This window comes from Streptomyces sp. NPDC111802 (assembly GCF_055634335.1).
Genome location: NZ_JBVKCZ010000003.1, coordinates 82,856 through 105,081, shown reverse-complemented (window position 1 = coordinate 105,081; position 22,226 = coordinate 82,856). Strand labels below are relative to the sequence as shown.

General features: G+C 70.9%; 17 protein-coding genes. 10 read left to right on the top strand and 7 right to left on the bottom strand.

The window, feature by feature from the left end:
* Positions 1 to 144: 144 nt before the first annotated feature.
* Positions 145 to 1,035 carry a helix-turn-helix domain-containing protein gene (locus tag ACZ7NC_RS03800; RefSeq protein WP_471484621.1) on the top strand — a complete coding sequence of 297 codons (891 nt, stop codon included), beginning with the start codon at positions 145 to 147 and terminating at the stop codon, positions 1,033 to 1,035.
* 69 nt (positions 1,036 to 1,104) lie between these two features.
* On the opposite strand, the gene ACZ7NC_RS03795 is transcribed toward ACZ7NC_RS03800, so the two are convergent.
* Positions 1,105 to 2,502: a glycoside hydrolase family 16 protein gene (locus tag ACZ7NC_RS03795; RefSeq protein ID WP_471484619.1), complete on the bottom strand. Its 1,398-nt coding sequence runs from the start codon at positions 2,500 to 2,502 to the stop codon at positions 1,105 to 1,107.
* A gap of 158 nt (positions 2,503 to 2,660) precedes the next feature.
* Between ACZ7NC_RS03795 and ACZ7NC_RS03790 the strand changes: the two genes are divergently transcribed.
* Positions 2,661 to 2,978, top strand: coding sequence for a DUF1905 domain-containing protein (locus ACZ7NC_RS03790; protein WP_471484618.1), 318 nt, complete (start codon positions 2,661 to 2,663; stop codon positions 2,976 to 2,978).
* Positions 2,979 to 2,999: 21 nt separating this feature from the next.
* On the opposite strand, the gene ACZ7NC_RS03785 is transcribed toward ACZ7NC_RS03790, so the two are convergent.
* The 5 genes from ACZ7NC_RS03785 to ACZ7NC_RS03765 all read right to left on the bottom strand — a co-directional run bounded on the left by ACZ7NC_RS03785 (position 3,000) and on the right by ACZ7NC_RS03765 (position 8,418).
* Complete coding sequence (locus ACZ7NC_RS03785; protein WP_471484616.1) at positions 3,000 to 5,105, bottom strand: MMPL family transporter; 2,106 nt, start codon at positions 5,103 to 5,105, stop codon at positions 3,000 to 3,002.
* 130 nt (positions 5,106 to 5,235) lie between these two features.
* Positions 5,236 to 5,904 (bottom strand): response regulator, encoded by a 669-nt coding sequence (locus tag ACZ7NC_RS03780; protein ID WP_471484614.1) that lies wholly within the window; start codon positions 5,902 to 5,904, stop codon positions 5,236 to 5,238.
* Positions 5,901 to 7,094: a sensor histidine kinase gene (locus ACZ7NC_RS03775; protein WP_471484613.1), complete on the bottom strand. Its 1,194-nt coding sequence runs from the start codon at positions 7,092 to 7,094 to the stop codon at positions 5,901 to 5,903. The genes ACZ7NC_RS03780 and ACZ7NC_RS03775 overlap by 4 nt, the downstream gene beginning before the upstream one ends.
* A 99-nt stretch (positions 7,095 to 7,193) precedes the next feature.
* Entirely contained in the window at positions 7,194 to 7,982 is a 789-nt protein-coding gene (locus tag ACZ7NC_RS03770; RefSeq protein WP_471484611.1) for an IclR family transcriptional regulator, read from the bottom strand.
* Between the two features lie 10 nt (positions 7,983 to 7,992).
* Complete coding sequence (locus ACZ7NC_RS03765; RefSeq protein WP_471484609.1) at positions 7,993 to 8,418, bottom strand: MarR family winged helix-turn-helix transcriptional regulator; 426 nt, start codon at positions 8,416 to 8,418, stop codon at positions 7,993 to 7,995.
* A gap of 224 nt (positions 8,419 to 8,642) precedes the next feature.
* Here ACZ7NC_RS03765 and ACZ7NC_RS03760 point away from each other — a divergent pair, with 224 nt between their 5' ends.
* The 8 genes from ACZ7NC_RS03760 to fxsT all read left to right on the top strand — a co-directional run bounded on the left by ACZ7NC_RS03760 (position 8,643) and on the right by fxsT (position 21,164).
* Positions 8,643 to 9,560, top strand: coding sequence for an SDR family NAD(P)-dependent oxidoreductase (locus ACZ7NC_RS03760; protein WP_471484607.1), 918 nt, complete (start codon positions 8,643 to 8,645; stop codon positions 9,558 to 9,560).
* A complete protein-coding gene (locus ACZ7NC_RS03755) occupies positions 9,560 to 10,447 on the top strand; it encodes an amidohydrolase family protein (protein ID WP_471484605.1) in 888 nt (295 codons plus the stop codon). The genes ACZ7NC_RS03760 and ACZ7NC_RS03755 overlap by 1 nt, the downstream gene beginning before the upstream one ends.
* A 10-nt stretch (positions 10,448 to 10,457) precedes the next feature.
* A complete protein-coding gene (gene menE, locus ACZ7NC_RS03750) occupies positions 10,458 to 11,960 on the top strand; it encodes an o-succinylbenzoate--CoA ligase (RefSeq protein WP_471484603.1) in 1,503 nt (500 codons plus the stop codon).
* 8 nt (positions 11,961 to 11,968) lie between these two features.
* Entirely contained in the window at positions 11,969 to 12,424 is a 456-nt protein-coding gene (locus ACZ7NC_RS03745) for a MaoC family dehydratase (protein ID WP_471484601.1), read from the top strand.
* 352 nt (positions 12,425 to 12,776) lie between these two features.
* Positions 12,777 to 14,909: an FxsB family cyclophane-forming radical SAM/SPASM peptide maturase gene (locus tag ACZ7NC_RS03740; RefSeq protein WP_471484599.1), complete on the top strand. Its 2,133-nt coding sequence runs from the start codon at positions 12,777 to 12,779 to the stop codon at positions 14,907 to 14,909.
* Positions 14,906 to 15,742 carry an AAC(3) family N-acetyltransferase gene (locus ACZ7NC_RS03735; RefSeq protein ID WP_471484597.1) on the top strand — a complete coding sequence of 279 codons (837 nt, stop codon included), beginning with the start codon at positions 14,906 to 14,908 and terminating at the stop codon, positions 15,740 to 15,742. Before ACZ7NC_RS03740 ends, ACZ7NC_RS03735 begins: the two co-directional genes overlap by 4 nt.
* Positions 15,743 to 17,101: a TIR-like protein FxsC gene (locus ACZ7NC_RS03730; RefSeq protein WP_471484595.1), complete on the top strand. Its 1,359-nt coding sequence runs from the start codon at positions 15,743 to 15,745 to the stop codon at positions 17,099 to 17,101.
* Positions 17,088 to 21,164 (top strand): FxSxx-COOH system tetratricopeptide repeat protein, encoded by a 4,077-nt coding sequence (gene fxsT / locus ACZ7NC_RS03725; RefSeq protein WP_471484593.1) that lies wholly within the window; start codon positions 17,088 to 17,090, stop codon positions 21,162 to 21,164. Before ACZ7NC_RS03730 ends, fxsT begins: the two co-directional genes overlap by 14 nt.
* Positions 21,165 to 21,176: 12 nt before the next feature.
* On the opposite strand, the gene ACZ7NC_RS03720 is transcribed toward fxsT, so the two are convergent.
* Positions 21,177 to 22,070 carry an alpha/beta fold hydrolase gene (locus ACZ7NC_RS03720; RefSeq protein ID WP_471484592.1) on the bottom strand — a complete coding sequence of 298 codons (894 nt, stop codon included), beginning with the start codon at positions 22,068 to 22,070 and terminating at the stop codon, positions 21,177 to 21,179.
* Between the last annotated feature and the right edge of the window lie 156 nt (positions 22,071 to 22,226).

The window sequence follows — 22,226 nt, the reverse complement described above, 5'->3', positions numbered from 1 at the left end:
GGTCCAACGCGTTCAAAAGTAAAAGTCTGACTTTTGAGAGGGAAGGTCGGCGTGTGTCAGGCTGTGGTGAAAGTGGGACACGGCTGGGCACGCGGCGCACGGCTGAGCGCGGGGCGCGCACGACTGAGACGGCATGAGACGGACATGGTGGACACAAGGGCCCAAGGCGGCCAGGCGATACGCACGTTTCCGTTCCCGGTCGATCTGAGCGTCCTCGGCGTCGGCATGCAGGTCGGCCCGATGGGCTCCGGTCGCACCTGGCACGCGGCCGACGCGCCGCTGGAGCGCGTCCACCGCATCGACTTCCACGTGGTGATGCTCTTCGGCGAGGGCCCCGTACGACACATGATCGACTTCGCCGAGTACGAGGCGAGGGCCGGCGACCTGCTGTGGATCCGCCCGGGGCAGGTCCACCGATTCTCCGGGACCGGCGACTACCGGGGCACCGTCCTGACCATGCAGCCGGGCTTCCTGCCCCGCGCCACGGTCGAGGCCACCGGCCTCTACCGCTACGACCTCCCGCCCCTGCTCCACCCCGACGGTGCCCAACTCACCGCTCTGCGCTCGGCCCTCGCCCAGCTCCAGCGCGAGTACGAGGACACGACGACCCTCCCCCTGAGCCTGCACACCGCGGTCCTGCGTCATTCACTGACCGCGTTCCTGCTGCGCCTGGCCCATCTCGCCGCGAGCTCGGCGGAGGCCGCGCGCCACCAGGGCGACACGACCTTCACCCTCTTCCGGGACGCGGTCGAGAGCGGCTTCGCCACCAACCACAGCGTCAGCGCCTACGCCGACCAACTCGGCTACTCCCGCCGAACCCTGGTGCGCGCCGTTCGCGCCGCGACCGGCGAGACCCCCAAGGGCTTCATCGACAAGCGCGTGATCCTGGAGGCCAAGCGGCTCCTCGCCCACACGGACATGCCGATCGGCCGGGTCGGAGCGGCGATCGGCTTCCCGGACGCCGCGAACTTCTCCAAGTTCTTCCACCAGCACACGGAGATGACGCCGGCGGCGTTCCGGGCGGAGCTGCGTTAGGGCCCGCGAACGGATGCCCCGCGAGGCCGGTCCAGGCCTCACGGGGCATCGTCAAGGTCAATTCATCTGTCAGCGGCCGAAGTTGAACCAGTTCACATTCACGAAGTCCGACGGCTGTCCGCTGGTGAAGGTGAGGTAGACATCGTGCGTGCCGGTCACCCCGCTGATGTTCGCCGGGACGGTCCGCCACGACTGCCAACCGCCCGTGTTGCCCACCGCGAAACTGCCGACAGGCGCGTTGCCACGGCTGTCCAGGCGCACCTCCACCAGACCGCTCACGCCCCCCGCCGCACCGCTCGCGACCCGGCCGACGAACTGAGTGGCCGCCGTGGAACCGAAGTTGACGCCCTTGTACAGCGCCCAGTCCCCGTTGGCCAGGGAGCCGATGTTCTGGCCGCCGCCCGAGTCCGAGGTGGACTCGGTGATCGCGCCGCTCTGGCTGTCGTACGACTCGGCCTGGATCGCGCTGTAGGCGTCACGGTTGCCCGTCGGCGGGGGAGTGGTACCGCTCCCACTGGACAGCACCTGGACGTAGTCGACGACCATGGAGTGGCCGGGCACGGTCGCGCCGTCCGGGCCGCCGCCGAACGCGTCGACGAAACCGCCGCCCATCGCCACGTTCAGAATGACGTAGAAGCCGTGGTTGGTGGCGTTGCTCCAGGTCGTCGCATCCACCTGATCGGCCCGGACGGTGTGGTAGTTGATGTCGTCGACGTAGAAGCGGATCTGCTCCGGGCTGGTCGAGCGGTCCCATTCCACCGCGTACGTGTGGAAGCCCGCCTGGCAGGTGGTGCCGGGGCAGGCCCGGGAACCGCCGATGCCCGTCGTCTCGTTGCACGGCCCGCCGGGGCTCGTACCGCAGTGCATCGTCGCCCACACGGTGTTGAGGCCCTGGACGTTCTCCATGATGTCCAGCTCGCCGACGCTCGGCCAGTTCCAGTAGTTGCCGCGGTAGGGCGCGCCCAGCATCCAGAACGCCGGCCAGTAGCCGCGGGCGGCCGCGCCGGTGACGTTCGGCATCTGGATACGGGACTGCACCCGCAGCTTGCCGCCCGACGGCGGCTGGAAGTCGGAGCGGTTGGTCTCGATACGGCCGGACGTCCAGTTGCCGGAGGCGTCGCGGCGCGGGGTGATACGCAGGTTGCCGCTGCCGTCCAGGGCCACGTTGTTCGTGCTGGACGTCATGGTCTCGACCTCGCCGGTGCCCCAGTTGGCGGGGCCGCCGGGGTAGCCGTGGCCGGTCGCGTACTGCCAGTTCGCGGTGTTGACGCCGGTGCCCGCGGCGCCGGTGAAGTCGTCCACGAAGACCTGTGTCCAGCCCGACGGAGGCGCGGGCGCGTCGGCGTTCGCGGACGGGATGGCGACCGTGGCGGCGGCCGCCGCCAGACCCAGGGTGCTCAGGGCGGCGACGAGGGTGCGCCGCAGCGGGCGCGGTCGTCTGTGGGGTGTGCCGGAGGTTTCACTCATGGGAGGTGCTGCCTCTCGGGTACGGGGTGTGGGGTGCGCGGGTGCTCGCGAAGGCGAACCTGAGAGCGCTCTCAAAGTGTCGTCAATGTGCCCCCCGGCACACCGGTCGTCAAGAGGTGAAGCAGAGAAATACCTTGCGTCACAGGTAAGTTCACCCTATGAATGTGTTCGCCTTCACCGGCCCGGTGATCGAATGGCGCGGGCCGGCGCCGTACTACTTTGTCCGGGTGCCGGACGAGGAGGCCGCCGACATCCGGGAGGTGGCCGCGATGGCCACCTACGGCTGGGGTGTCGTCCCGGTCGGGGCACGTATCGGCGAAGTCGACTTCGAGACCTCGCTCTTCCCCAAGGACGGCGGCTATCTGCTGCCGCTCAAGAACGCCGTACGCAAGCCGCAGGGGCTCGCTGCCGGCGACGAGGTGGCCGTGGAGATGACCGTCCGCCTCCAGGGCACGCCAGGGCACCGGCACGGGTGAGGTGCCGGTGCCGAGGAGGCGTCAGGCCTTCGTCGTGACGGACGGCGCGGGCGTGGGTGACTGCTCGCGCGGGCCGTACCGTTCGTGCGCCCGCCGCAGGGGCTTCGGCGCCCACCACGCACGCCGGCCGAGCAGCGCCATCGTGGCCGGGACCAGCAGCATCCGTACGACCGTCGCGTCGATCAGCACCGCGAGGGTGAGCCCCAGGCCGATCTGCAGGATCGGGGCGAAGCCGCCCGTCATGAAGGCGCCGAAGACCACCGCGAGGAGCAGCGCCGCGCAGGTGACCACCCGGCCGGAGCGGCGCAGACCGGCGACCACGGCCTCCCGGTCGTCCCCGGTCCGCTGCCTCGCCTCGCGCATCCGGGCCAGGATGAACAGCTCGTAGTCCATGGCGAGTCCGAAGGCGATCACCACGATCAGGGGCGGTGCCGTCAGGCTCAGCGCGTCGAGTCCCTCGCCGCCCAGCAGCCCGGCCAGGTGGCCGTCCTGGAAGACCCACACCACCACACCGAGCGCGGCACCCAGACTGAGCAGGGTGGTCAGGATGGTGCGCAGCGGGATCAGCAGCGAGCCCGTGAAGGCGAAGAGCAGGGCGAAGATGCCGACGAGGACGGTGACCGCGGCCCAGGGCGCCCGCTCGGCGAGCATCTCCCGGAAATCCACCAGGCGGGCGGCCGGTCCGGTGACCTCGACCGGCTCGTCGCCGCGGACGTCCCGTATCCGCTGGACCAGGTCGGTGGCCTCCTTGCCGTCGACGCTGCCGGGCGGCTGGACGCGGACGACGGTGGCGCCGCCGGGCAGTTCGTGCGACTCGGCCGACGGGGCCAGCGCCCGGATGCGGTCGGCGGTCGCGGCGTCCGTGCCCGGCTTCACCACGACGGTGATCGGGGAGACGCCGGTGCCGGGCGGGAAGTGCGCGTCGACGGTGTCGTACAACTGCCGTGCCTCGGTGCTCGCCGGCAGTTGCTTGGCGTCGCCGAGGTTGATCGTCATGCCGGTGACGGGCAGTGCCAGGGCCAGCAGGACCGGGACGACGGTGGCCACGACGGCGACGCGGCGGCGGGCCGAGAAGCGGGCCAGACGGGCGAAGACGCGGGCCTCCTCGCCCTCCGGCCGAACCTTCGCGGGGGCGATCCTCCCGCCGAACCTGGCGAGCAGCGCGGGCAGCAGCGTGAGCGCCGCCAGCATGTCGACGACCACGACGGCGGCCACGGCCAGGCCCATGCTGCGCAGGAAGACACTCGGGAACACCAACAGGCCGGTCAGGCTGACCGCGACCGTGATCCCGGAGAAGAGGACCGTACGGCCGGCCGCCGCGACCGTGCGATGCACCGCCTCGGCCACGTCCTCGGTGTTCCGGCGTTCCTCGCGGAAGCGGACCACCATCAACAGGGCGTAGTCCACGGCGAGTCCGAGCCCCAGCATCGTGGTCACCTGGATCGCGTACACCGAGATGTCGGTGACCTCGCTGAACAGGAACAGCGCGAGGAACGCCCCCGCGATCCCGCTGACCGCGATCACCAGCGGCAGCGCCGCCGCACGCAGCCCGCCGAACACCACCAGCAGCAGGGCGAGAACGACCGGCAGCGAGATCAACTCCGCGTTGCGCACGTCCTCCTGGGCCCGCTCGGCGATCTGCGTACCGAGCAACGGACCGCCGCTGACATGGACTTCGGGCGCGTCGATCTGCCGGATCCGCTCGGCCGCCGCGTCCACGGCCGCGTCCTCGGCGTCGTCGTCGAGTCCGCCTTCGAGGGTGACGGGGATGATCAGGGCCCGCCCGTCCCCGGCGGCCAGGCCACGGGTGGCGTACGGGTCCGGTACGGCGGCCACTCCGGCGAGCGAGCGCACGTCGGCGACGGCCCGCTCGACCTGCGCGCGCAGGCCGGGGTCGGAGACGGCGGCGCCCTCGACGACGCCGGTGATCGACTCGCCGGCGGGGTCGGCGCGGTCGAGGTACCGCGCGGCGGCCTCGGACTCGGTGCCGGGGATGTCGGCCACGTTGTCCGAGAGCCGGCTGAAGACGCCCGTCCCGAGCCCGAAGCCGAGCAGCAGGAAGAGCACCCAGAGGGCGATGACGGTGAGCGGGCGGCGGGTCGCCGCCCGGGCGAGCGTGGAGAGCACGGTCCCTCCCGGCAGGACGGTCGGTTGCCATCGCCCCCAGACTCGTGCCGCGGGGGTGGTCACCGGATCGCCGGAAAGAGCGGTTTGCGGGCCTCCGTCGCACGGGGGAGAGAGGCCGGAGCATCCCTCGCTAGGGGGATCCGGGGGTGACGAGCCCCGTCTCATAGGCGCAGATCACGGCCTGCACCCGGTCCCTGAGACCCAGCTTGCCCAGCACATTGCTCACATGGGTCTTCACGGTGTGCTCGCTGACGAACAGGGTCGTCGCGATCTCCGCGTTGGACAGCCCCCGGGCCAGCATCCGCAGCGTCTCCACCTCGCGTGCCGTCAGGACGTCCAGCCGCTGCGGGGTGGCCTCCGCGGCCGTCTCCGCACGTTTGCGCCGCACGATGTCCGCGACCAGCCGCCGGGTCACCGTGGGCGCGAGCAGGGAGTCCCCGGCCGCGACGACCCGCACGGCGTGCACGAGGTCGTCGCGCCGAACGTCCTTCAGCAGGAAGCCGCTGGCCCCGGCGCACAGCGCCTCGTACACGTACTCGTCCAGGTCGAACGTGGTCAGCATGACCACCTTGCAGCTCGACTGCCCGCACACCCGCCGGGCCGCGTCCAGGCCGTCCATGACCGGCATACGGATGTCGAGCAGCAGTACGTCGGGCGTGTGCCGCTCGACCGCGGCGACCGCCTCGGCGCCGTCCCCGGCCTCGGCGACCACCTCGATGTCCGGCTGCGCCTGAAGGATCATGCCGAAACCGGCGCGGACCAGTTCCTGGTCGTCGGCGACGACCACCCGGATGCTCATCCCAGAGCCGCCTCCCGATCGACGGCCGCGGGCAGCCGTACGACCACCCGGAAGCCGCCCTCCGGCCCGCGCCCGGCCCGTGCGCTGCCCCCGCAGGCGGCGGCCCGCTCCCGGATGCCGATCAGACCGTGTCCACCGGGGCCGGCCACCGGCCCGCGTCCGTGGTCCGTCACCGTCAGGGTCAACTCGCTCTCCGTCCAGTCGAGTTCGACGGTAGCGGAGTCGGCGTGCGCGTGCTTGACGGTGTTGGTGAGGGCCTCCTGGACCACGCGGAAGGCGGCGACCTCGGTGTCCGGGGGAAGCGGGCGGGGCGAGCCCGAGGTGCGCAGCTCCACGCGCAGACCGGCGGACTCGCCGACCTGGCGGACCAGACCGGGCAGCTCGGCCACGCCCGGCTGCGGCAACCGCCACGAACCGCCGTCCGCCCGCTGCTCCTTGAGCACGCCGAGGATCCGGCGCAGCTGTGCCATCGCGTCCCGCCCCGCCGCCGCGATCGCGTCGAACGCGGCCTCCGCACGCGCCGGATCGCTGCGCATCACCACCGGCCCGGCCTCGGCCTGCACCACCATCAGACTCACCGCGTGGGCGAGGACGTCGTGCATGTCCCGGGCGATCCGGGAGCGCTCCTGCGCGATGGCCCGCGCCGTGTCGGCGGCACGCTCCCGCTCCAGGCGCCGGGCCCGGTCCTCCAGCTCGGCGGTGTACGCCCGCTGCACCCGGGCGAGCACGCCGAAGCCGTACGCGCACACCACGCTGAGCAGATGGAAGGCGTACTCGAACGGCCGGGGGTCCTCCTTGTGCAGCATGGTGAGCGAGACCCCGATCAGCCAGCCCACCAGCATCACCCGCCGCTGCCAGGGCTTGCCCAGGGCGGCCATCGTGTACAGGACGACCATGCCGCCGTACATCACGTCCGGCGGCGGCGCGTGGTAGACGGCCTGCGCCGGGGTGGCGACCGAGACGGCCCACGCGGTCGCGAACGGTGCCCTGCGCCGCCACACCAGCGGCACGGCGGTCGCGGCGCCGATCAGCCAGCCCTGCCAGGTCAGCCGGTCGTCACCCTCGTCGGGGAAGATCCACTGGAGCGAGACGGCGAACAGCACCAGGGCGGCGAGCGCCGAGTCGACGGCGTAGGGATTGGCCGTGCGCAGGCGTGCGGCCACGGGGGCGATCCAGGAACGAGCGGACACGGGCGGCTCCTCGGGGCAAGGGCCCTTTCAGTATCGCGAGGGACCGCACGCCTCGTCCTCACCGGCGAGAGGGATATCGGCCGTCTGCCGAGGCGATCCCTACGCACCCTTCGGCGGCTGCCACCCCAGCCCCCGAGAGATCCCCCGCGCCGCCAGCCGCACCGCCGGCACCAGCACCGGCACCTGAGCGTCGGCCTGGGGCACGACGACCGACACGGCGGCGACGACCGCACCGCCCGGCCCGCGTACCGGCGCGGCGACCGACAGCGCGTCATCGGTGACCTGGCGGCTGCTCACCGCCACGCCCGTGCGGCGCACCTCGGCCAGCATGCGGCGCAGCAGGTCCGGATCGGTCACGGTGTACGGCGTGAAGGAGGCGAGCGGCCCGGCGCAGTAGCGCGCCTGGAAGTCCGGCTCGCCGTGTGCGAGCAGCGCGAGCCCTACCCCCGTGGCGTGCAGCGGCCAGCGCGCACCGACACGGATGTGCACCCCGACCGCCGACCGGCCCGACAGCCATTCGATGTAGACGACCTCCGGCCCGTCCTGGACGGCCAACTGCACGTTCTCGTGTGTCGCTTCGTACAGGTCCTCCAGATACGGCAGGGCGACCTGCCGCAGCGCGAGCCCGCGGGGCGCGAGTGCCGCGAGCTCCCACAGCCGCAACCCGACGTGGTACAGCCCCGAGTCGTCCCGTTCCAGCGCGCCCCACTCGGTGAGCGCGGCCACGAGCCGGTGCGCGGTGCTGAGGCTCAGCCCGGCGCGCCGGCCGATGTCCGTCAGGCACAGCGCCGGATGCTCCAGGTCGAAGGCCCCGAGCACCGACAGCAGCCGGTCGGGCGCGGAACGCGTCCCCCTGGCCGACGGGGACGGTACGGCCTCGGCGGTCATCGGCGTCACCTCACCCCAGTCCGGACTCGGCGACCCTCTGCAGCAATGTGTGCAACTGCTCGCGCTCGGTGGCGTCGAGCGGCTGGACCAGCTCGTTGGTGACGCGCTGCCCGGCCTCGTCGGTGTCCCGCAGGAAGGCCCGGCCGCCCTCGGTCAGGACGATGATCCGGCTGCGGCGGTCGTCGGGGGAAGGGCGCCGCTCGGCGAAGCCCAGCTTCTCCAGGTCGTCGACCAGTCCGACGATCGCGCTCGGGTCGTAGCCGAGCGAGGCGCTCAGCTCGCGCTGGAGCGCGCCGGGGGTGGTGGTGAGGAAGCGGAGCACCGCGTAGTGGCGCAGCCGCAGCCCCGACTCCTGGAGGAACGTGTTGAACAGCTGACCGGAGCGCAGGCCGAGGCGGTACAGCAGATAGCCGGTGTCCGCGTGCAGTCCGCGCATCCACGGCTCGTTCGCGTCGATCGGTGCAGGGCCTGCGGTGTGCTGGGTGGTCTGCCGGCTGGCGATGGCGGGCTCCCTGGTCGAGGCCCCTGGTGCGGGGCGTGCTGACGGACGTATCGCACTCAGCATGACGCAAGGACGGGTCGACAACAACTATTGACGTCAACAACTATTGTTCTTACCTTCGATCTCGACACCGGACCGTCACTCGAAGGGACCCGCCCGTGCCCAGCATCGATCTCACCGGCAAGGCCGCCGTCGTCACCGGCAGCGGCCGGGGCCTCGGCCTCGCCTACGCCCACGCCCTGGCCGCCCACGGCGCCTCCGTGGTCGTCAACGACGTCGACGAGGCCGTGGCCGAGGCGGCCGTGAAGTCCATCACCGAGGCGGGCGGCACCGCCGTCGCCGAGGTCGTCCCGGTCGGCACGACCGAGGCCGCGGACCGGCTGGTCGGCCGCGCGGTCGAGGAGTTCGGCCGGCTCGACGTCCTGGTGACCAACGCGGGCATCCTGCGCGACAAGGTCCTGTGGAAGATGACCGACGAGGACTTCGACGCGGTGATCACCACCCACCTCAAGGGCACCTTCACCTGCGCCCGCGCCGCCGCCGTCCGCATGCGCGAGCAGGGCGAGGGCGGCACCCTGATCCTGGTCGGCTCCCCGGCCGGGCAGCGCGGCAACTTCGGGCAGACGAACTACGCCGCCGCCAAGGCCGGCATCGCCGCCTTCGCCCGGACCTGGTCGATGGAGCTGGGCCGCGCGAACATCACCGTCAACGCGATCGTGCCGGTCGCCGCGACCGCGATGACCGAGACGATCCCCGCCTTCGCCCCGTACGTCGAGGCGATGAAGAACGGCGAGCCGCTGCCGGAGTTCCTGCGCAAGGGCGAGGGCTTCGGCACCCCCGAGGACTGCGCCGCCCTCGTGCCCTTCCTCGCCTCCGCGGCGGCCCGCGGTGTGACCGGCCAGTGCATCGGCATCGGCGGCGACAAGGTGGCACTCTGGTCGCATCCGCAGGAGATCGCGGCGGCGTTCGCCGACGGCGGCTGGACCCCCGACACCCTGGCCGACGTCTGGCCCACCTCGGTGGGCGCCGAGCTCCAGTCGGTCGGCATTCCGGCGCCGAAGTTCCCGGAGGCGTGATGACCCTCTCGCTCAACGTGGACGAGCTGGTCGCGATCGACGTCCACACCCACGCGGAGGTCTCCTCCAAGGGCCACTCCTCCCTGGACGACGACCTGCACGACGCCTCCTCCGCCTACTTCAAGGTGGAGGGCAAGCGAAAGCCGACCATCGAGGAGACGGCCGCCCACTACCGCGAACGGAAGATGGCCGCCGTGATCTTCACGGTCGACGCCGAGTCCGCGACAGGCACACCGCCGGTCCCCAACGAGGAGGTCGCCGAGGCGGCCGCCGCCAACGCCGACGTCCTCATCCCCTTCGCGTCCATCGACCCCTTCCGGGGAAAGGCGGGCGTGCGGCAGGCCCGCCGTCTGGTGGAGGAGTACGGGGTGAAGGGCTTCAAGTTCCACCCCAGCATCCAGGGCTTCTTCCCCAACGACCGCTCGGTGGCCTACGACCTCTACGAGGTGATCGAGGAGACCGGCACGATCGCCCTGTTCCACACGGGCCAGACGGGGATCGGCGCCGGGGTCCCCGGCGGGGGCGGCATCCGCCTCAAGTACTCCAACCCCCTCCACGTGGACGACGTGGCGGCCGACTTCCCCCACTTGAAGATCATCCTGGCGCATCCGTCCTTCCCCTGGCAGGACGAGGCCCTCGCTGTGGCGACCCACAAGCCGGGCGTCCACATCGACCTCTCCGGCTGGTCGCCGAAGTACTTCCCGCCCCAACTGGTGCAGTACGCGAACACACTGCTCAAGGACAAGGTCCTCTTCGGCTCCGACTTCCCCGTCCTCACCCCCGACCGCTGGCTCGCCGACTTCGCCAAGCTGTCGATCAAGGACGAGGTCCGGCCGAAGATCCTCAAGGAGAACGCCGCCCGACTGCTCGGGCTGACGAAACCGTAAGGGGCGTGACATGCGCAACGAGGGACTGGGGTCGTGGCCCGCACGCCGGGCCCGCAAGACCCCGCACCGCACGGCCCTGATCTTCGGTGACACCACATACACCTATGCGCGCCTGTACGACCGCACGACCCGCCTCGCCCACGCCCTGCGCGACCGGGGCGTCCGGCGCGGCGACCGCATCGCCTACCTCGGCCCGAACCACCCCTCCTATCTGGAGACCCTGTTCGCGGCCGGCACGCTCGGCGCCGTCTTCGTCCCGCTCAACACCCGCCTGGCCGGCCCCGAGATCGCCTACCAGCTCGCCGACTCCGGAGCCAAGGCCCTGGTCTACGGCCCGTCACACGCCGGACTGGTCGCGGGCCTCCCGGGCAGCACCGATGTCCGTACCTACGTCGAAGTGGGTCCCGAATACGAGGAGTCGCTCGTCTCGGCCTCCCCGGAACCCATCGACACACCGGTCACCCCCGACGACACCTGCATCATCATGTACACCTCGGGGACGACCGGCCGCCCCAAGGGCGCGATGCTCACCCACGGCAACATCGTCTGGAACGCGCTCAACGTCCTCGTCGACACCGACCTGATCGCCGACGAACGCGCCCTGGTATCCGCCCCGTTGTTCCACACCGCGGGCCTGAACATGCTGACGCTCCCGGTCCTGCTCAAGGGCGGCACCTGCGTCCTGGTCGAGGCGTTCGACCCGGACACCACCTTCGACCTGATCACACGGCACCGCATCACCTTCATGTTCGGCGTACCGACCATGTTCGACCAGGTGGCCCGCCACCCCCGCTGGCCGGACGCGGACCTGTCGTCCCTGCGCATCCTGACGTGCGGCGGCTCCCCGGTCCCGACGCCGCTGATCGTCGCGTACCAGGAGCGGGGCCTGACCTTCCTTCAGGGCTACGGCATGACGGAGGCGGCACCCGGGACCCTGTTCCTGGACGCCGAACACGCGGTCACCAAGGCCGGTTCGGCGGGCGTACCGCACTTCTTCAGCGACGTACGGGTGGTGCGGCCGGACCTCACCCCCGTCGACGTCGACGAGACCGGCGAGGTCGTGGTCAGCGGCCCCCATGTCATGCCCGGCTACTGGGGCCTGCCGGACGAGACCGCCGCTTCCTTCGCCGAGGGCTGGTTCCGCAGCGGGGACGCGGCCCGGATCGACGAGGACGGCTATGTCTTCATCGTCGACCGCATCAAGGACATGATCATCTCCGGCGGCGAGAACATCTACCCCGCCGAGATCGAGGACCTCCTCCTCGCCCACCCCGACATCGTCGAGTGCGCGGTCATCGGCGTCCCCGACGACAAGTGGGGCGAGGTCCCGCGCGCGGTCGTGGTGCCGCGCGAGGGTGCCACCGTCGACCCCGACGAAGTGCTGGCCTCCCTGTCCGGCCGCCTCGCCAAGTACAAGATCCCCAAGTCGGTGGTCCTCGCGGACGAACTCCCGCGCACCGCCTCCGGAAAACTCCTCAAGTCCCGGGTCCGCACCCGGTACGGCAACCAGTAAGGAACCGCATGACCATCACCGTGAACGGCCTCGACGAACTGAAGAAGCTGGCCGGCAGCGCCCTCGGCACGAGTGAGTGGATCGAGATCACCCAGGACCGCGTCAACACGTTCGCCGACGCCACGGGCGACCACCAGTGGATCCACGTGGACCCGGAGAAGGCGGCACAGGGACCGTTCGGCGCGCCCATCGCCCACGGGTATCTGACCCTCTCCCTCTTCATCCCTTTGTTCACCGAGCTGTTGGACGTCCAAGGGGTGACCACGAAGGTCAACTACGGCCTCAACAAGGTGCGTTTCCCGGCTCCGGTGAAGGTCGGGTCGCGAATCCGGCTCGTCGGTACACTGGCGGAGGTGGAGGAGGTGCCGGGCGGCGTGCAGATCGCCGTGCAAGGCACCATCGAGATCGAGGGCGGGGCGAAGCCGGCGGCGGTGCTGACGAGTCTGTCGCGGTTCTACAGCTGAGGTGTTTCGTTACCCCGAAACGGTACCTATGTCCCCCGGACGGAGGCATAGTTTGGTCATCAGTGGGTACTGACGACCCCGCAGCTGTACCGTGCTGTCAGAGTGTCCAGTCACTCACCATCACCCTACCCTCCTGATCAGGGAATACCGTGACCGTTCGAACCAGAGCCACTGCCGGCACCGAGGTGCGGCCGTCGGCCGCCGAAGCTCACACCACCGCGCCGCGTCTCGACGCTCCGCAGGACCCGAAGAGCGTCCGAGGCGTGCGTCGCGCCCGCTCGTCCACGCAGACGCGCAAGGGGGCAGGGGTAACCTTCCAGTCGTCCATCTGAGGACAACCGCATACTCCGTCATGACCGGTCCGACCGTCCCGCTGCGGCAGCTCGTGCTGAAAGTGCACAGCAGATGCGATCTCGCCTGCCGGCACTGCTACATCTACGAGCACGCCGATCAGAGCTGGAGCTCGCGACCCAGGGTGATCTCACAGGAAACGATCTCCTGGACCGCCCTCCGGCTGGCGGAGCATGCCAAGAAACACCAGCTCGCCTCCGTACAGGTCATTCTGCACGGAGGCGAGCCGCTGCTCGCCGGTCCGGGGCGCTTACGGGCCGTCTGTGAGGCGCTGACCACCGCACTGCACGGCGTCTGCGACCTCGATCTGCGCATCCACACCAACGCCGTTCAGCTCGGCGAGCGCCACCTCGACCTCTTCGCCGAGTACGGCGTCCGGGTCGGGATCTCCCTCGACGGGGACCAGGCCGCCAACGACCGCCACCGGCTCTTCGCGAGCGGCCGCAGCAGCTACGACAAGGTCCTGCGGGCCATCGCCCTGCTCGACCAGGACCGCTACCGCCATCTCTACGCCGGCATCCTGTGCACCATCGACGTGCGCAACGACCCCGTCGCCGTCTACGACGCCCTCGCCGCCCTGCGTCCCCCGCGCATCGACTTCCTCCTGCCCCACGCCACCTGGGACGAGCCGCCGCTGCGACCCGACGGCGCCGGCACCCCGTACGCCGACTGGCTCCTCGCCATCCATCGCCGCTGGAGCGAGCGGGGGCGCCCGATGCCGGTGCGGCTGTTCGACTCGGTCGTCAGCACCCTCGGCGGCGGCCCCAGCCTCACCGAGGCGATGGGGCTGGAAGCCGCCGACGTCGTCGTGGTCGAGACCGACGGCACCTATGAACAGGCGGACTCGCTGAAGACCGCCTACGACGGGGCACCGGTCACCGGCCAGGACGTCTTCCAGCACACCCTCGACCAGGTGGCCCACCATCCCGGCATCGCCGCCCGGCAGCACGGCCTGAAGGACCTGTGCGCCGAGTGCCGCGCCTGCCCCGTGGTGCGGTCCTGCGGTGGCGGACTGTTCGCCCATCGCTACCGGTCCGACGGCACCGGATTCGACAACCCATCGGTCTTCTGCGCCGACCTCAAGGAACTGATCCAGTCCATCGACGCCCGGACCGGCGCGAGCGCGACTCGTCCGATCGAAGGCTTCGACGCCCTCGCCGACGGCAGCGACGAGGGCGCCGGCGTACGGCAGTTGGCGCGGGTCCGACAGGACATCACCCGGGGGCTGCTGACCGCCGTGCACGAGGAGATCGGGCCGCGCGCGGGCGGGCAGTGGGAGCGATCGTGGCAGCTCGCGCTCGACCTGGGGCGACGCGACGGTGCCCTGCTGGAGCCGATTCTGTCCCACCCGTACACCCGCACCTGGGCCGTGCGCTGCCTTGACGGCGCCGCCTCGCCCGGTCATCTGGCCTCTCTCGTGGCCGCCTCGGCCCTGTCGGCGGGGGCCGTGGAAAAGGCCTCGGTGCCGGTGCGTGACGGCGTCGCGTATCTGCCGGGCCTGGGTAGCCTGCGGATGCGACTTCCTTTGCCCGCGGTCGAATTGGCGGAACATCACCTCGCCGGTCCGGACTGGGAGCCGTTGCGCCGGGTCCGCGCCCACGGGCTGGACATCGCCCTGGACGACGCGGACCCTCATCGCGACTGCTTCGGCACTCCGGTCGGCGGACGGCTGACGGACGCGGATACCGAGCTCTGGCGCCATGTGCTGCCGCAGGCCTGGGCGTTGATCCGCAAGGCCCTGCCGGCCGTCGCCACCGGAATGGCGCAGGGCGTGCGCGTGATCACTCCGCTCGCCGCCTCGCCGGATCGCCAACACTTCGTACCCGGTGGAGGATTCGGCGCGCTGGGCATCCCTCTCCACCCCGCCCCGGAACGCGTTGCCGAGGACCTGCTCCGTGGCTTCCGGCTCGGCGTGCTCGACGCCCTGCTCGATGCGTGCGACCTGTACGACGAGTCGGACGCCCGCACCGGAGCGCTGCTCGGCGACACCTACGCGCGCGCAGCGACCGACGCCCTGCGGCACGACACCGAGGCGGCCCACCGCACGCGTGCCCAGTGGGCGGAGCTGTCGGAGGCCGGCTCGCTGACCGCGCTCGGCCGACGGTTCGTCGACGGCATCGGGCGGAGCCTGTGACCGCCGCCCCCTCGCTGGCCGAGGACTTCGTGGCACTGGGTCTGCGACCCGGAGCCACCGTACTGGCCCACGCCTCCCTGGGGCGGGTCGGAGTCGGCGCGGACGCCACCCTGGCCGCGCTGCGCGCCGTCCTCGGACCCGGGGGCACGCTCGTCGTTCCGACGTTCACCGCGGGCAACTCCGACACCTCACCGGCGTACCGGGACCGCACCCGGAACATGACGGCCGATCAAATCAGGGCACTGCAACTCCAGATGCCGCCCTTCGATCCGGACGAGACACCCTCCGAGGGGATGGGGCGGCTGGCCGAGGCCGTCCGGCGTGCCGAAGGACGGGTGCGCAGCTCGCATCCGCAGACCTCGTTCGCCGCCGTGGGAGACCGGGCCGCGGAACTGCTGGCCGTGCACGACGAGAACTGTCACCTGGGAGAGCGCTCTCCGCTGAACCGGCTGTACGGCGCCGGGGCCCAGGTGCTGCTCCTGGGTGTCGGCTTCGAGGTGTGCAGCGCCTTCCACCTCGCCGAGTACCGGGTCCCTGACCCGCCCCGGCGGACGTATCGCTGCGTGGTCCTGCGCGACGGGGTGCGCCGCTGGATGTCGTACGAGGACATCGACCTGGACGACACCGACTTCGGTGTGCTGGGCGCCGACTTCGAGAAGCGCGACGCCGCCCGGCCCGACCCGGTGGTGCGCGGCGGGCGCGTCGGGGACACGTACGCCCGGCTCTTCCCGCTCGGCGCGGCCGTGGACTTCGCCACCGCCTGGCTGTCCGGAAATCGACCCCGCCGCCTTTTCACGGACCCGTCACAAATCGCTGCGGGGTTCCTACACTGAGTGTCCACCCCCGCGGGGCCGGGCAACGGGGGGCGGGGGACGGGATCGGGGGATCGCGTGGAGCCGACGGAACCATGGGGGAACGCCACTGCCCCCTATTTCTTTCTCAGTTACGCCCGAATGCCACAGGACGGATCCGGTGCGACGAACCCGGATCTGTGGGTCCATCGCCTCTTCGACCAACTCTGCGAACACATCAAGAACATGACCGCCCATCCGGGCGCGCCGGGATTCATGGACGGATCCATGCGCGTCGGGCAGATCTGGAGCAGTGAGCTCGGCGACTCGCTGGCCCGCTGCCGGGTGTTCGTGCCGTTGTACTCGCCGCGGTACTTCATCAGCTCCTGGTGCGGCAGGGAGTGGGCCGCCTTCGGCACCCGCGCGGCGCGCCACCGCGAGGCGGGCCAACCAGGCGTCGCCAGCGCGGTGGTACCCGCACTGTGGGCGCCGGTGCCCGATCACCGACTTCCCCCATCCGTCAGGGAGGTGCAGTACACGCACCCCGAACTCGGCCAGCGCTACCGCACGTTCGGGCTGTACGGGCTGGCCAAGCTGAAGGCGTTCCGCAGCGACTACGAGAAGGCCGTTCTGCACCTGGCCCGGCGCATCGTCGACGTGGGCGACAACGTCGTCGTCGATCACGCCGACCCTGTCCAGCTGGAGGCGGCCCCCGACGCCTTCGCGGCCGCCCCCGCGACGACCTCGACCACCGGCCGCACTCTGCGGATCAGCGTCGCGGCCCCTTCGACGAGCCGACTGCCCGAGGGACGCAGCCCCGACTACTACGGCCCCTCGGCCGCCGACTGGAACCCGTACCAGCCCACATCCAGCCGCCCCCTCGCCCAAGTCGCCGCCGACATCGCCGAAGGCCTGGCCTTCCGCCCCGACGTACGCGAGTTCGACCACACGGCGGGCCCCGCCGACGGGCCGGAGGTCGTACTCCTCGACCGCTGGGTGCTGCGCGACCCCGAACGCCGCGCCGCGCTCGGCGAGTTCGACGAGAGCGATCTGCCGCCCACCGGCCTGGTGGTGCCGTGGAACGAGCACGATCCCGACAGCGACGAGGCCGAGTTCGAACTCGCCGCGCAGGCCGAGGCCACCTTGCCGCGCCGCATTCGGATGGGCCGGCAGGCGTGCAGACCCGCGGTCCGGGGCGTACCGGACCGCCAGGCCTTCGACAAGGTCCTCCCCGAAGTCGTGCACTGGGCGGAGGGCGAGTACCGCAAACGGGCCCAGCCCAGGCCGCCGGCCGGGAAGGGCACCGAGCGATTCCGGCTGTGCGGGAAGGACGACCAGGACAGCCGACCCCAGGGACACCGCCGGAACGCCGAGGAGGAAGACCGCGATGAGCAGCCTTGACGAACAGGACGGCCGGGCCGGCCGCATCGTCACGTTCTACTCGTACAAGGGCGGTACCGGCCGGACGATGGCCCTCGCCAACGTGGCGTGGATCCTGGCCGCCAACGGCAAGCGCGTCCTCGCCGTGGACTGGGACCTCGAGGCACCGGGACTGCACCGGTTCTTCCACCCGTTCCTCGACCCGGCCACGGTCGGCGCCACCACCGGTGTCATCGACATGCTCAAGGACTACGCCTGGGCGGCCACCGGCGACGGAGACCTCGGCGACACCGGCGAGCGGCCGCCGGACTGGCATCTGGACTACGCCCGCATCCAGCGCCACGCGGTCTCCCTTGACTGGCAGTACTTTCCCGAGCCCGGCACTCTCGATCTGGTGTCCGCCGGGCGGCAGGACCGCGACTACTCGGGGCTCGTGAGCACCTTCGACTGGGACCACTTCTACGACGACCTCGGCGGCGGACTCTTCTTCGACGCGCTGCGCGACGACATGCGGCAGAACTACGACTACGTCCTCATCGACAGCCGCACCGGCCTGTCCGACATAGCCGACATATGCACCGCCCACCTGCCCGACGTCCTGGTCGACTGCTTCACCCTCAGCGACCAGAGCATCGACGGTGCCGCGGCCGTCGCGTACGACATCCGCGACCGGTTCCGCAGTCGCCGTATCCGTATCCTGCCCGTCCCCATGCGCATCGACGAGGGCGAGAAGGAGAAGGCGGACGCCGGGCGCGCGTTGGCGCGCGCCAAGTTCGACGGGTTCCCCTCCGGGATGACCGAGGACGAACTCACCCACTACTGGGGGTCGGTGGAAGTCCCTTACCGGCCTTACTACGCCTACGAGGAGACGCTGGCCACGTTCGGCGACGACGCCGGCAACGCCACGTCCCTGCTGTCCGCCTTCGAGCGGCTCACCGGCATGATCACCGAACAGGCCGTCATCTCCCTGCCGCGCATGCCCAAGGAACTGCGCGAGAACGTCACGGCGAAGTTCACCCGCCCCCGTCTCACGCTCCCCGTCGACCTGCACCTCAGCTATGTGTCCGAGGACCGCATGTGGGCCGACTGGATCGCCGTCCAGCTGTCCCGCGCGGGATTCAAGGTGTCGCGAAGGTACGTCGGCTGCGAGGGGGACGGCGCGGAGAAGCCCGCCGACCGCACCGTCTTCGTCCTCTCACCGGCCTTCCAGCGCTCGGCACGGGCCCGTCAGGTGTGGGACGCGGCCACCGGCGGTGACCTCTCGGGCCGCCGCCAGGTGGTGCCCGTCCGGGTCGGCGACCTGCGCCCGTCGCCCACGTTCGGTGAGCGGCCCTCGGTCGACCTGGTGCGCACCGGCGAGAAGATCGCCACGTCGGCGCTGCTGCGGGCCCTCGGGAAGCCGACGCTGCCCGCCGAGCTGACGGAGGAGACGGCGCTCAGGGAGGCCCGCTTCCCGGACACGGTGCCCAAGTTCTGGAACGTCTCGCCGCGCAACTCCTCCTTCACCGGCCGCAGCGCACTGCTGGAGACACTCCGCGACGGACTCGGCAGCAGCAATTCGGCCGGCTCCTCGGCGCCGTGCGCCCTGTACGGGCTGGGCGGTGTCGGCAAGACGCAGATCGCGTTGGAGTACGTGCACCGTTTCGCCGCGGACTACGACCTGGTGTGGTGGATTCCGTCCGAGCAGAACGAGCTGGTGGTCTCCGCCCTCACCGATCTCGCCCGCAGGCTGGGCCTGCGGGTCGGCGACGACGCCGCCCAGGCCGCGCAGGAGGTCTGCGACCATCTGCGGCAGTCGTCCTCGACGCTGCGCTGGCTGCTGGTGTTCGACAACGCCGACGAGCCGCAGGAGGTCAGCAAGCACTTCCCCGGCGGCACCGGCCATGTGCTGGTCACCTCCCGCAACCAGACGTGGCTGCATTTCGGCGAGGCCCTGGAGATCGACCCGTTCCTGCGCGAGGAGAGCATCGAGCACCTGTTGCGGCGGGCCGCCGACCTCACCACGGAGGACGCCGACCGGGTCGCCGCCGCCGTGGGTGACCTGCCCCTCGCCCTCGACCAGGCCGGCGCCTGGCTGGCCGAGACCGCCACGCCCGTTGACACCTATCTCGCCGAGCTGGAGCAGCAGGCGGCGCGGGTACTGTCGCTCAGCCAGCCCGCGAACTACCCCGAGCCGGTCGGCGCCACCTGGAACGTGTCCATCGAGCGGCTGACGGAACGCTCCCCGGCCGCCGTTCGCCTGCTCCAGCTGTGCGCCTTCTTCGCCGCCGAACCCATCTCCATGGAGCTGCTGTACGGCGACGAGATGACGAGCGTGCTGTCCGAGCTGGATCCCTCGCTCCAGGAGAAGATGGTGCTCGGCCGGGTGATCCGGGAGATCGGCCGGTTCGCCCTCGCCAAGGTGGACCGGGCCACCGAGTCGATCCAGGTGCACCGGCTGGTGCAGGCGGTGATCCGTTCCCAGCTCACCCCTCGGGAGCAGGAGGACGCCCAGCACGTCGTGCACCGCATCCTGGCCGGCGCACGTCCGTCGGGCGAGGAGCCCATCGACGACCCGAAGAACCAGCCCATCTTCGCCGCGATCTGGCCGCACCTGGAGGCCTCCGAGGCAAGTACCTGCGACGAGCCGAAGACCCGGCAGCTGCTCATAGACCGCGTCCGCTACCTGTGGAAGCGCGGCGACCTGAGCGCCGCGCTCGCCTTCGGCGTCGGCCTGCGGAAGCTGTGGGAGGAGCAGCTGACCGCCAGCCGGAACCGGATCGACGAGCTCGAGGCACCCTTGCCCGGCGAGCAGGAGCAGGCGCCCGCGCCGGCCGGCGCCGTCGATCCGCGGGCCCCACGCACCCTCGACGAGGAGCGCCGGTACGCGACGGAACTCCAGACCCAGCTGCTGCATCTGCGGTTCCACATCGCCAACGTGCTGCGCTCGCTCGGCAAGTACGTGGAGGCGGAGGAGCTCGGCTCCGACACCCTCACCCAGCAGCGGGCCCTGCTGCAGCTCGGCCATCCGCACATCATGATGACGGCCAGCGGCCTCGCCACCGACCTGGGCAGCATCGGCCGGTTCGAGGACGCCCTGGAGCTGGCGACCGAGGCGTACAACGGTTTCAGGGAGTACTTCGGCGAGGATCACTCGCGCACCCTCAGCGCCAACAACAACCGCGCCGTGTGCCTGCGGCTCCTCGGTCGCTACACGGAGGCCCGGGACGTCGACCAGGAGATCTACGACCTGCGGCGCAACGACCTGGGCGCCGCCCATCCGCACACCCTGATCAGCATCACCAACCTGGGCCGCGACCTGCGCGAGACCGGCGAGTACGAGGCGTCCATCTCGCTGCTGAGCAGCAGCTACGAGTCGTACAAGCGGCTGTTCGGCGAGGCCAACCCGGACACCCTGCGGAGCGCGAAGAGCCTCGCCGTCTCGCTGCGCAAGGCGGGGCGGGTGGGCGAGGCCCGGACGCTCACCCAGCAGACCCGGGAGCACTACCGGCTGCGCGACACGCCCGCGTCCACCCCGGACGTGCTGGACTGCACCCTGAACTACGCCACCGACCTGTACGCCACCGGCGCGCGCGAGGAGGCCCTGACGCTGGCTCAGGACATTGTGCGGCAATACCGCACGGCGCCCGGCGAGCGGCATCCGGCGACGCTTGCCGCCGTCAACAACCTCGGGATCTTCCTGCGTGGTTCCGGCGAGGTGAGCAGGGCGCGGGCGCTGCTGGAGAAGAACTTCGACATCCTGCGGGAGGCGCTCGGCGAAGGTCATCCCTACACGCTCGCCTGTGCCGTCAACCTCGCCAATGTGCTGGCGGAGCTGAACGAGCTGCGCCAGGCGGAGGGCCTGGAGCGGACGGCGGTGGCCGGCTTCCAGGAGACCCTCGGCCACGAGCACCCGGACACCATCGTCTCGCGTGCCAACCTGGGCGTGACCCTGCGGGCTCTGGAGCGTATCCCCGAGGCCGATCAGCTCAAGAAGAGCAGCCATGACGAGTTCGTCCGACTGCTCGGGGAGAACCATCCGCACACGGTGAGCGTCCGCGAGGGCAAACGCATCCACCGGGACCTGGAGCCGCCGGCCGTGTGACCGGTGCGGGACTCAGGCGGGGTCGGCCATCAGGCGCGAGCGTCCTCCCAACAGCCAGGTGAAGACGTCCGGCAGCACCCGCAGCGACGCGAAGTGCGCCTCCTCGGGGTGCAGCACGGCCCGGCCGCCCGGAATGCGCTCGGCCAGCCACCTGGTGTGGCTGGCAGGCGAGAACCCGTCCCGTTCGCCGTGCCACAGCAGGACGGGTACGGAGATGTCGGCCGGTGAGAAGCCCCACGGGCCGCAGAAGGACAGGGCGTCGTCCACCCACCCGTCGGCGGAGACGCTCAGTGCCTCCCGGTAGTTGCGCAGCAGCATCGCGCGGATTGCCGCGTCGGCGACCACCCGCAGATCGGACTCGGTCAGCTCCCAGCGCAGTTGCGCCAGCAGCTTGCCGGGATCGGACCGAATGTCGACTGAACGTTTTCGCAGACTGTCCGCGAGCTGATCGGGTCCGTCCAGGGCCTTGGTGTACTCGTTGACGTTGGAGGCCGTCATCCCCGCGAACCAGTCCAGCCCGTCCGCGTCCCGCGGGGCGAGGCTGACCAGGACGGCGGCCCGGGTCACCCGGTGCGGCAGCAGTGCGGCGCAGGCGAGGGCGTGCGGGCCGCCGCCGGAGCGGCCGACCACGGCGAAGCGCTCGACGCCGAGGGCGTCCGCGATGGCGGCGACATCGGCGGAGACATGGGCAACCTGACGCCCCGGGAGACGGTCGGAGGGGCCGTAGCCGGGGCGGTCGTAGGTGATGAGCCGGATCTGTTGGTGATAGAGGAGCATCGGCCGGGGTGCTGGCCCGAGCCGGCTGCCGGGCGTGCCGTGCAGCAGGAACACCGGTGAGCCGCCGGGATCTCCGCTGATCTCGACGGCTAATCGGCGCCCGTCCCCCGTGTACACGTCTTTGAGCATGCGCGGCCCCCTTCCGAAGCCCCCGTCCGCTGCGGCATGCCGTGTGGTCGTCACGGCCATTCCCCATCGTGCCCCAGATCATCCCGATGTGCGGTTGTTTCCGGCTTCTGGCAACCCAATGGCCGCGAGGTGGCGAGGACTTGTCGATTCGGTACG

Coding starts and splice junctions, on each gene's coding strand:
- ACZ7NC_RS03765 (WP_471484609.1), bottom strand. CDS start 8,418: ATGCGCGGACTGCACGCGGACACCGGCTATCTGCTGTACCGCCTCGGC.
- ACZ7NC_RS03800 (WP_471484621.1), top strand. CDS start 145: ATGGTGGACACAAGGGCCCAAGGCGGCCAGGCGATACGCACGTTTCCG.
- ACZ7NC_RS03745 (WP_471484601.1), top strand. CDS start 11,969: ATGACCATCACCGTGAACGGCCTCGACGAACTGAAGAAGCTGGCCGGC.
- ACZ7NC_RS03755 (WP_471484605.1), top strand. CDS start 9,560: ATGACCCTCTCGCTCAACGTGGACGAGCTGGTCGCGATCGACGTCCAC.
- ACZ7NC_RS03780 (WP_471484614.1), bottom strand. CDS start 5,904: ATGAGCATCCGGGTGGTCGTCGCCGACGACCAGGAACTGGTCCGCGCC.
- fxsT (WP_471484593.1), top strand. CDS start 17,088: ATGAGCAGCCTTGACGAACAGGACGGCCGGGCCGGCCGCATCGTCACG.
- menE (WP_471484603.1), top strand. CDS start 10,458: ATGCGCAACGAGGGACTGGGGTCGTGGCCCGCACGCCGGGCCCGCAAG.
- ACZ7NC_RS03795 (WP_471484619.1), bottom strand. CDS start 2,502: ATGAGTGAAACCTCCGGCACACCCCACAGACGACCGCGCCCGCTGCGG.
- ACZ7NC_RS03790 (WP_471484618.1), top strand. CDS start 2,661: ATGAATGTGTTCGCCTTCACCGGCCCGGTGATCGAATGGCGCGGGCCG.
- ACZ7NC_RS03770 (WP_471484611.1), bottom strand. CDS start 7,982: ATGACCGCCGAGGCCGTACCGTCCCCGTCGGCCAGGGGGACGCGTTCC.
- ACZ7NC_RS03740 (WP_471484599.1), top strand. CDS start 12,777: ATGACCGGTCCGACCGTCCCGCTGCGGCAGCTCGTGCTGAAAGTGCAC.
- ACZ7NC_RS03720 (WP_471484592.1), bottom strand. CDS start 22,070: ATGCTCAAAGACGTGTACACGGGGGACGGGCGCCGATTAGCCGTCGAG.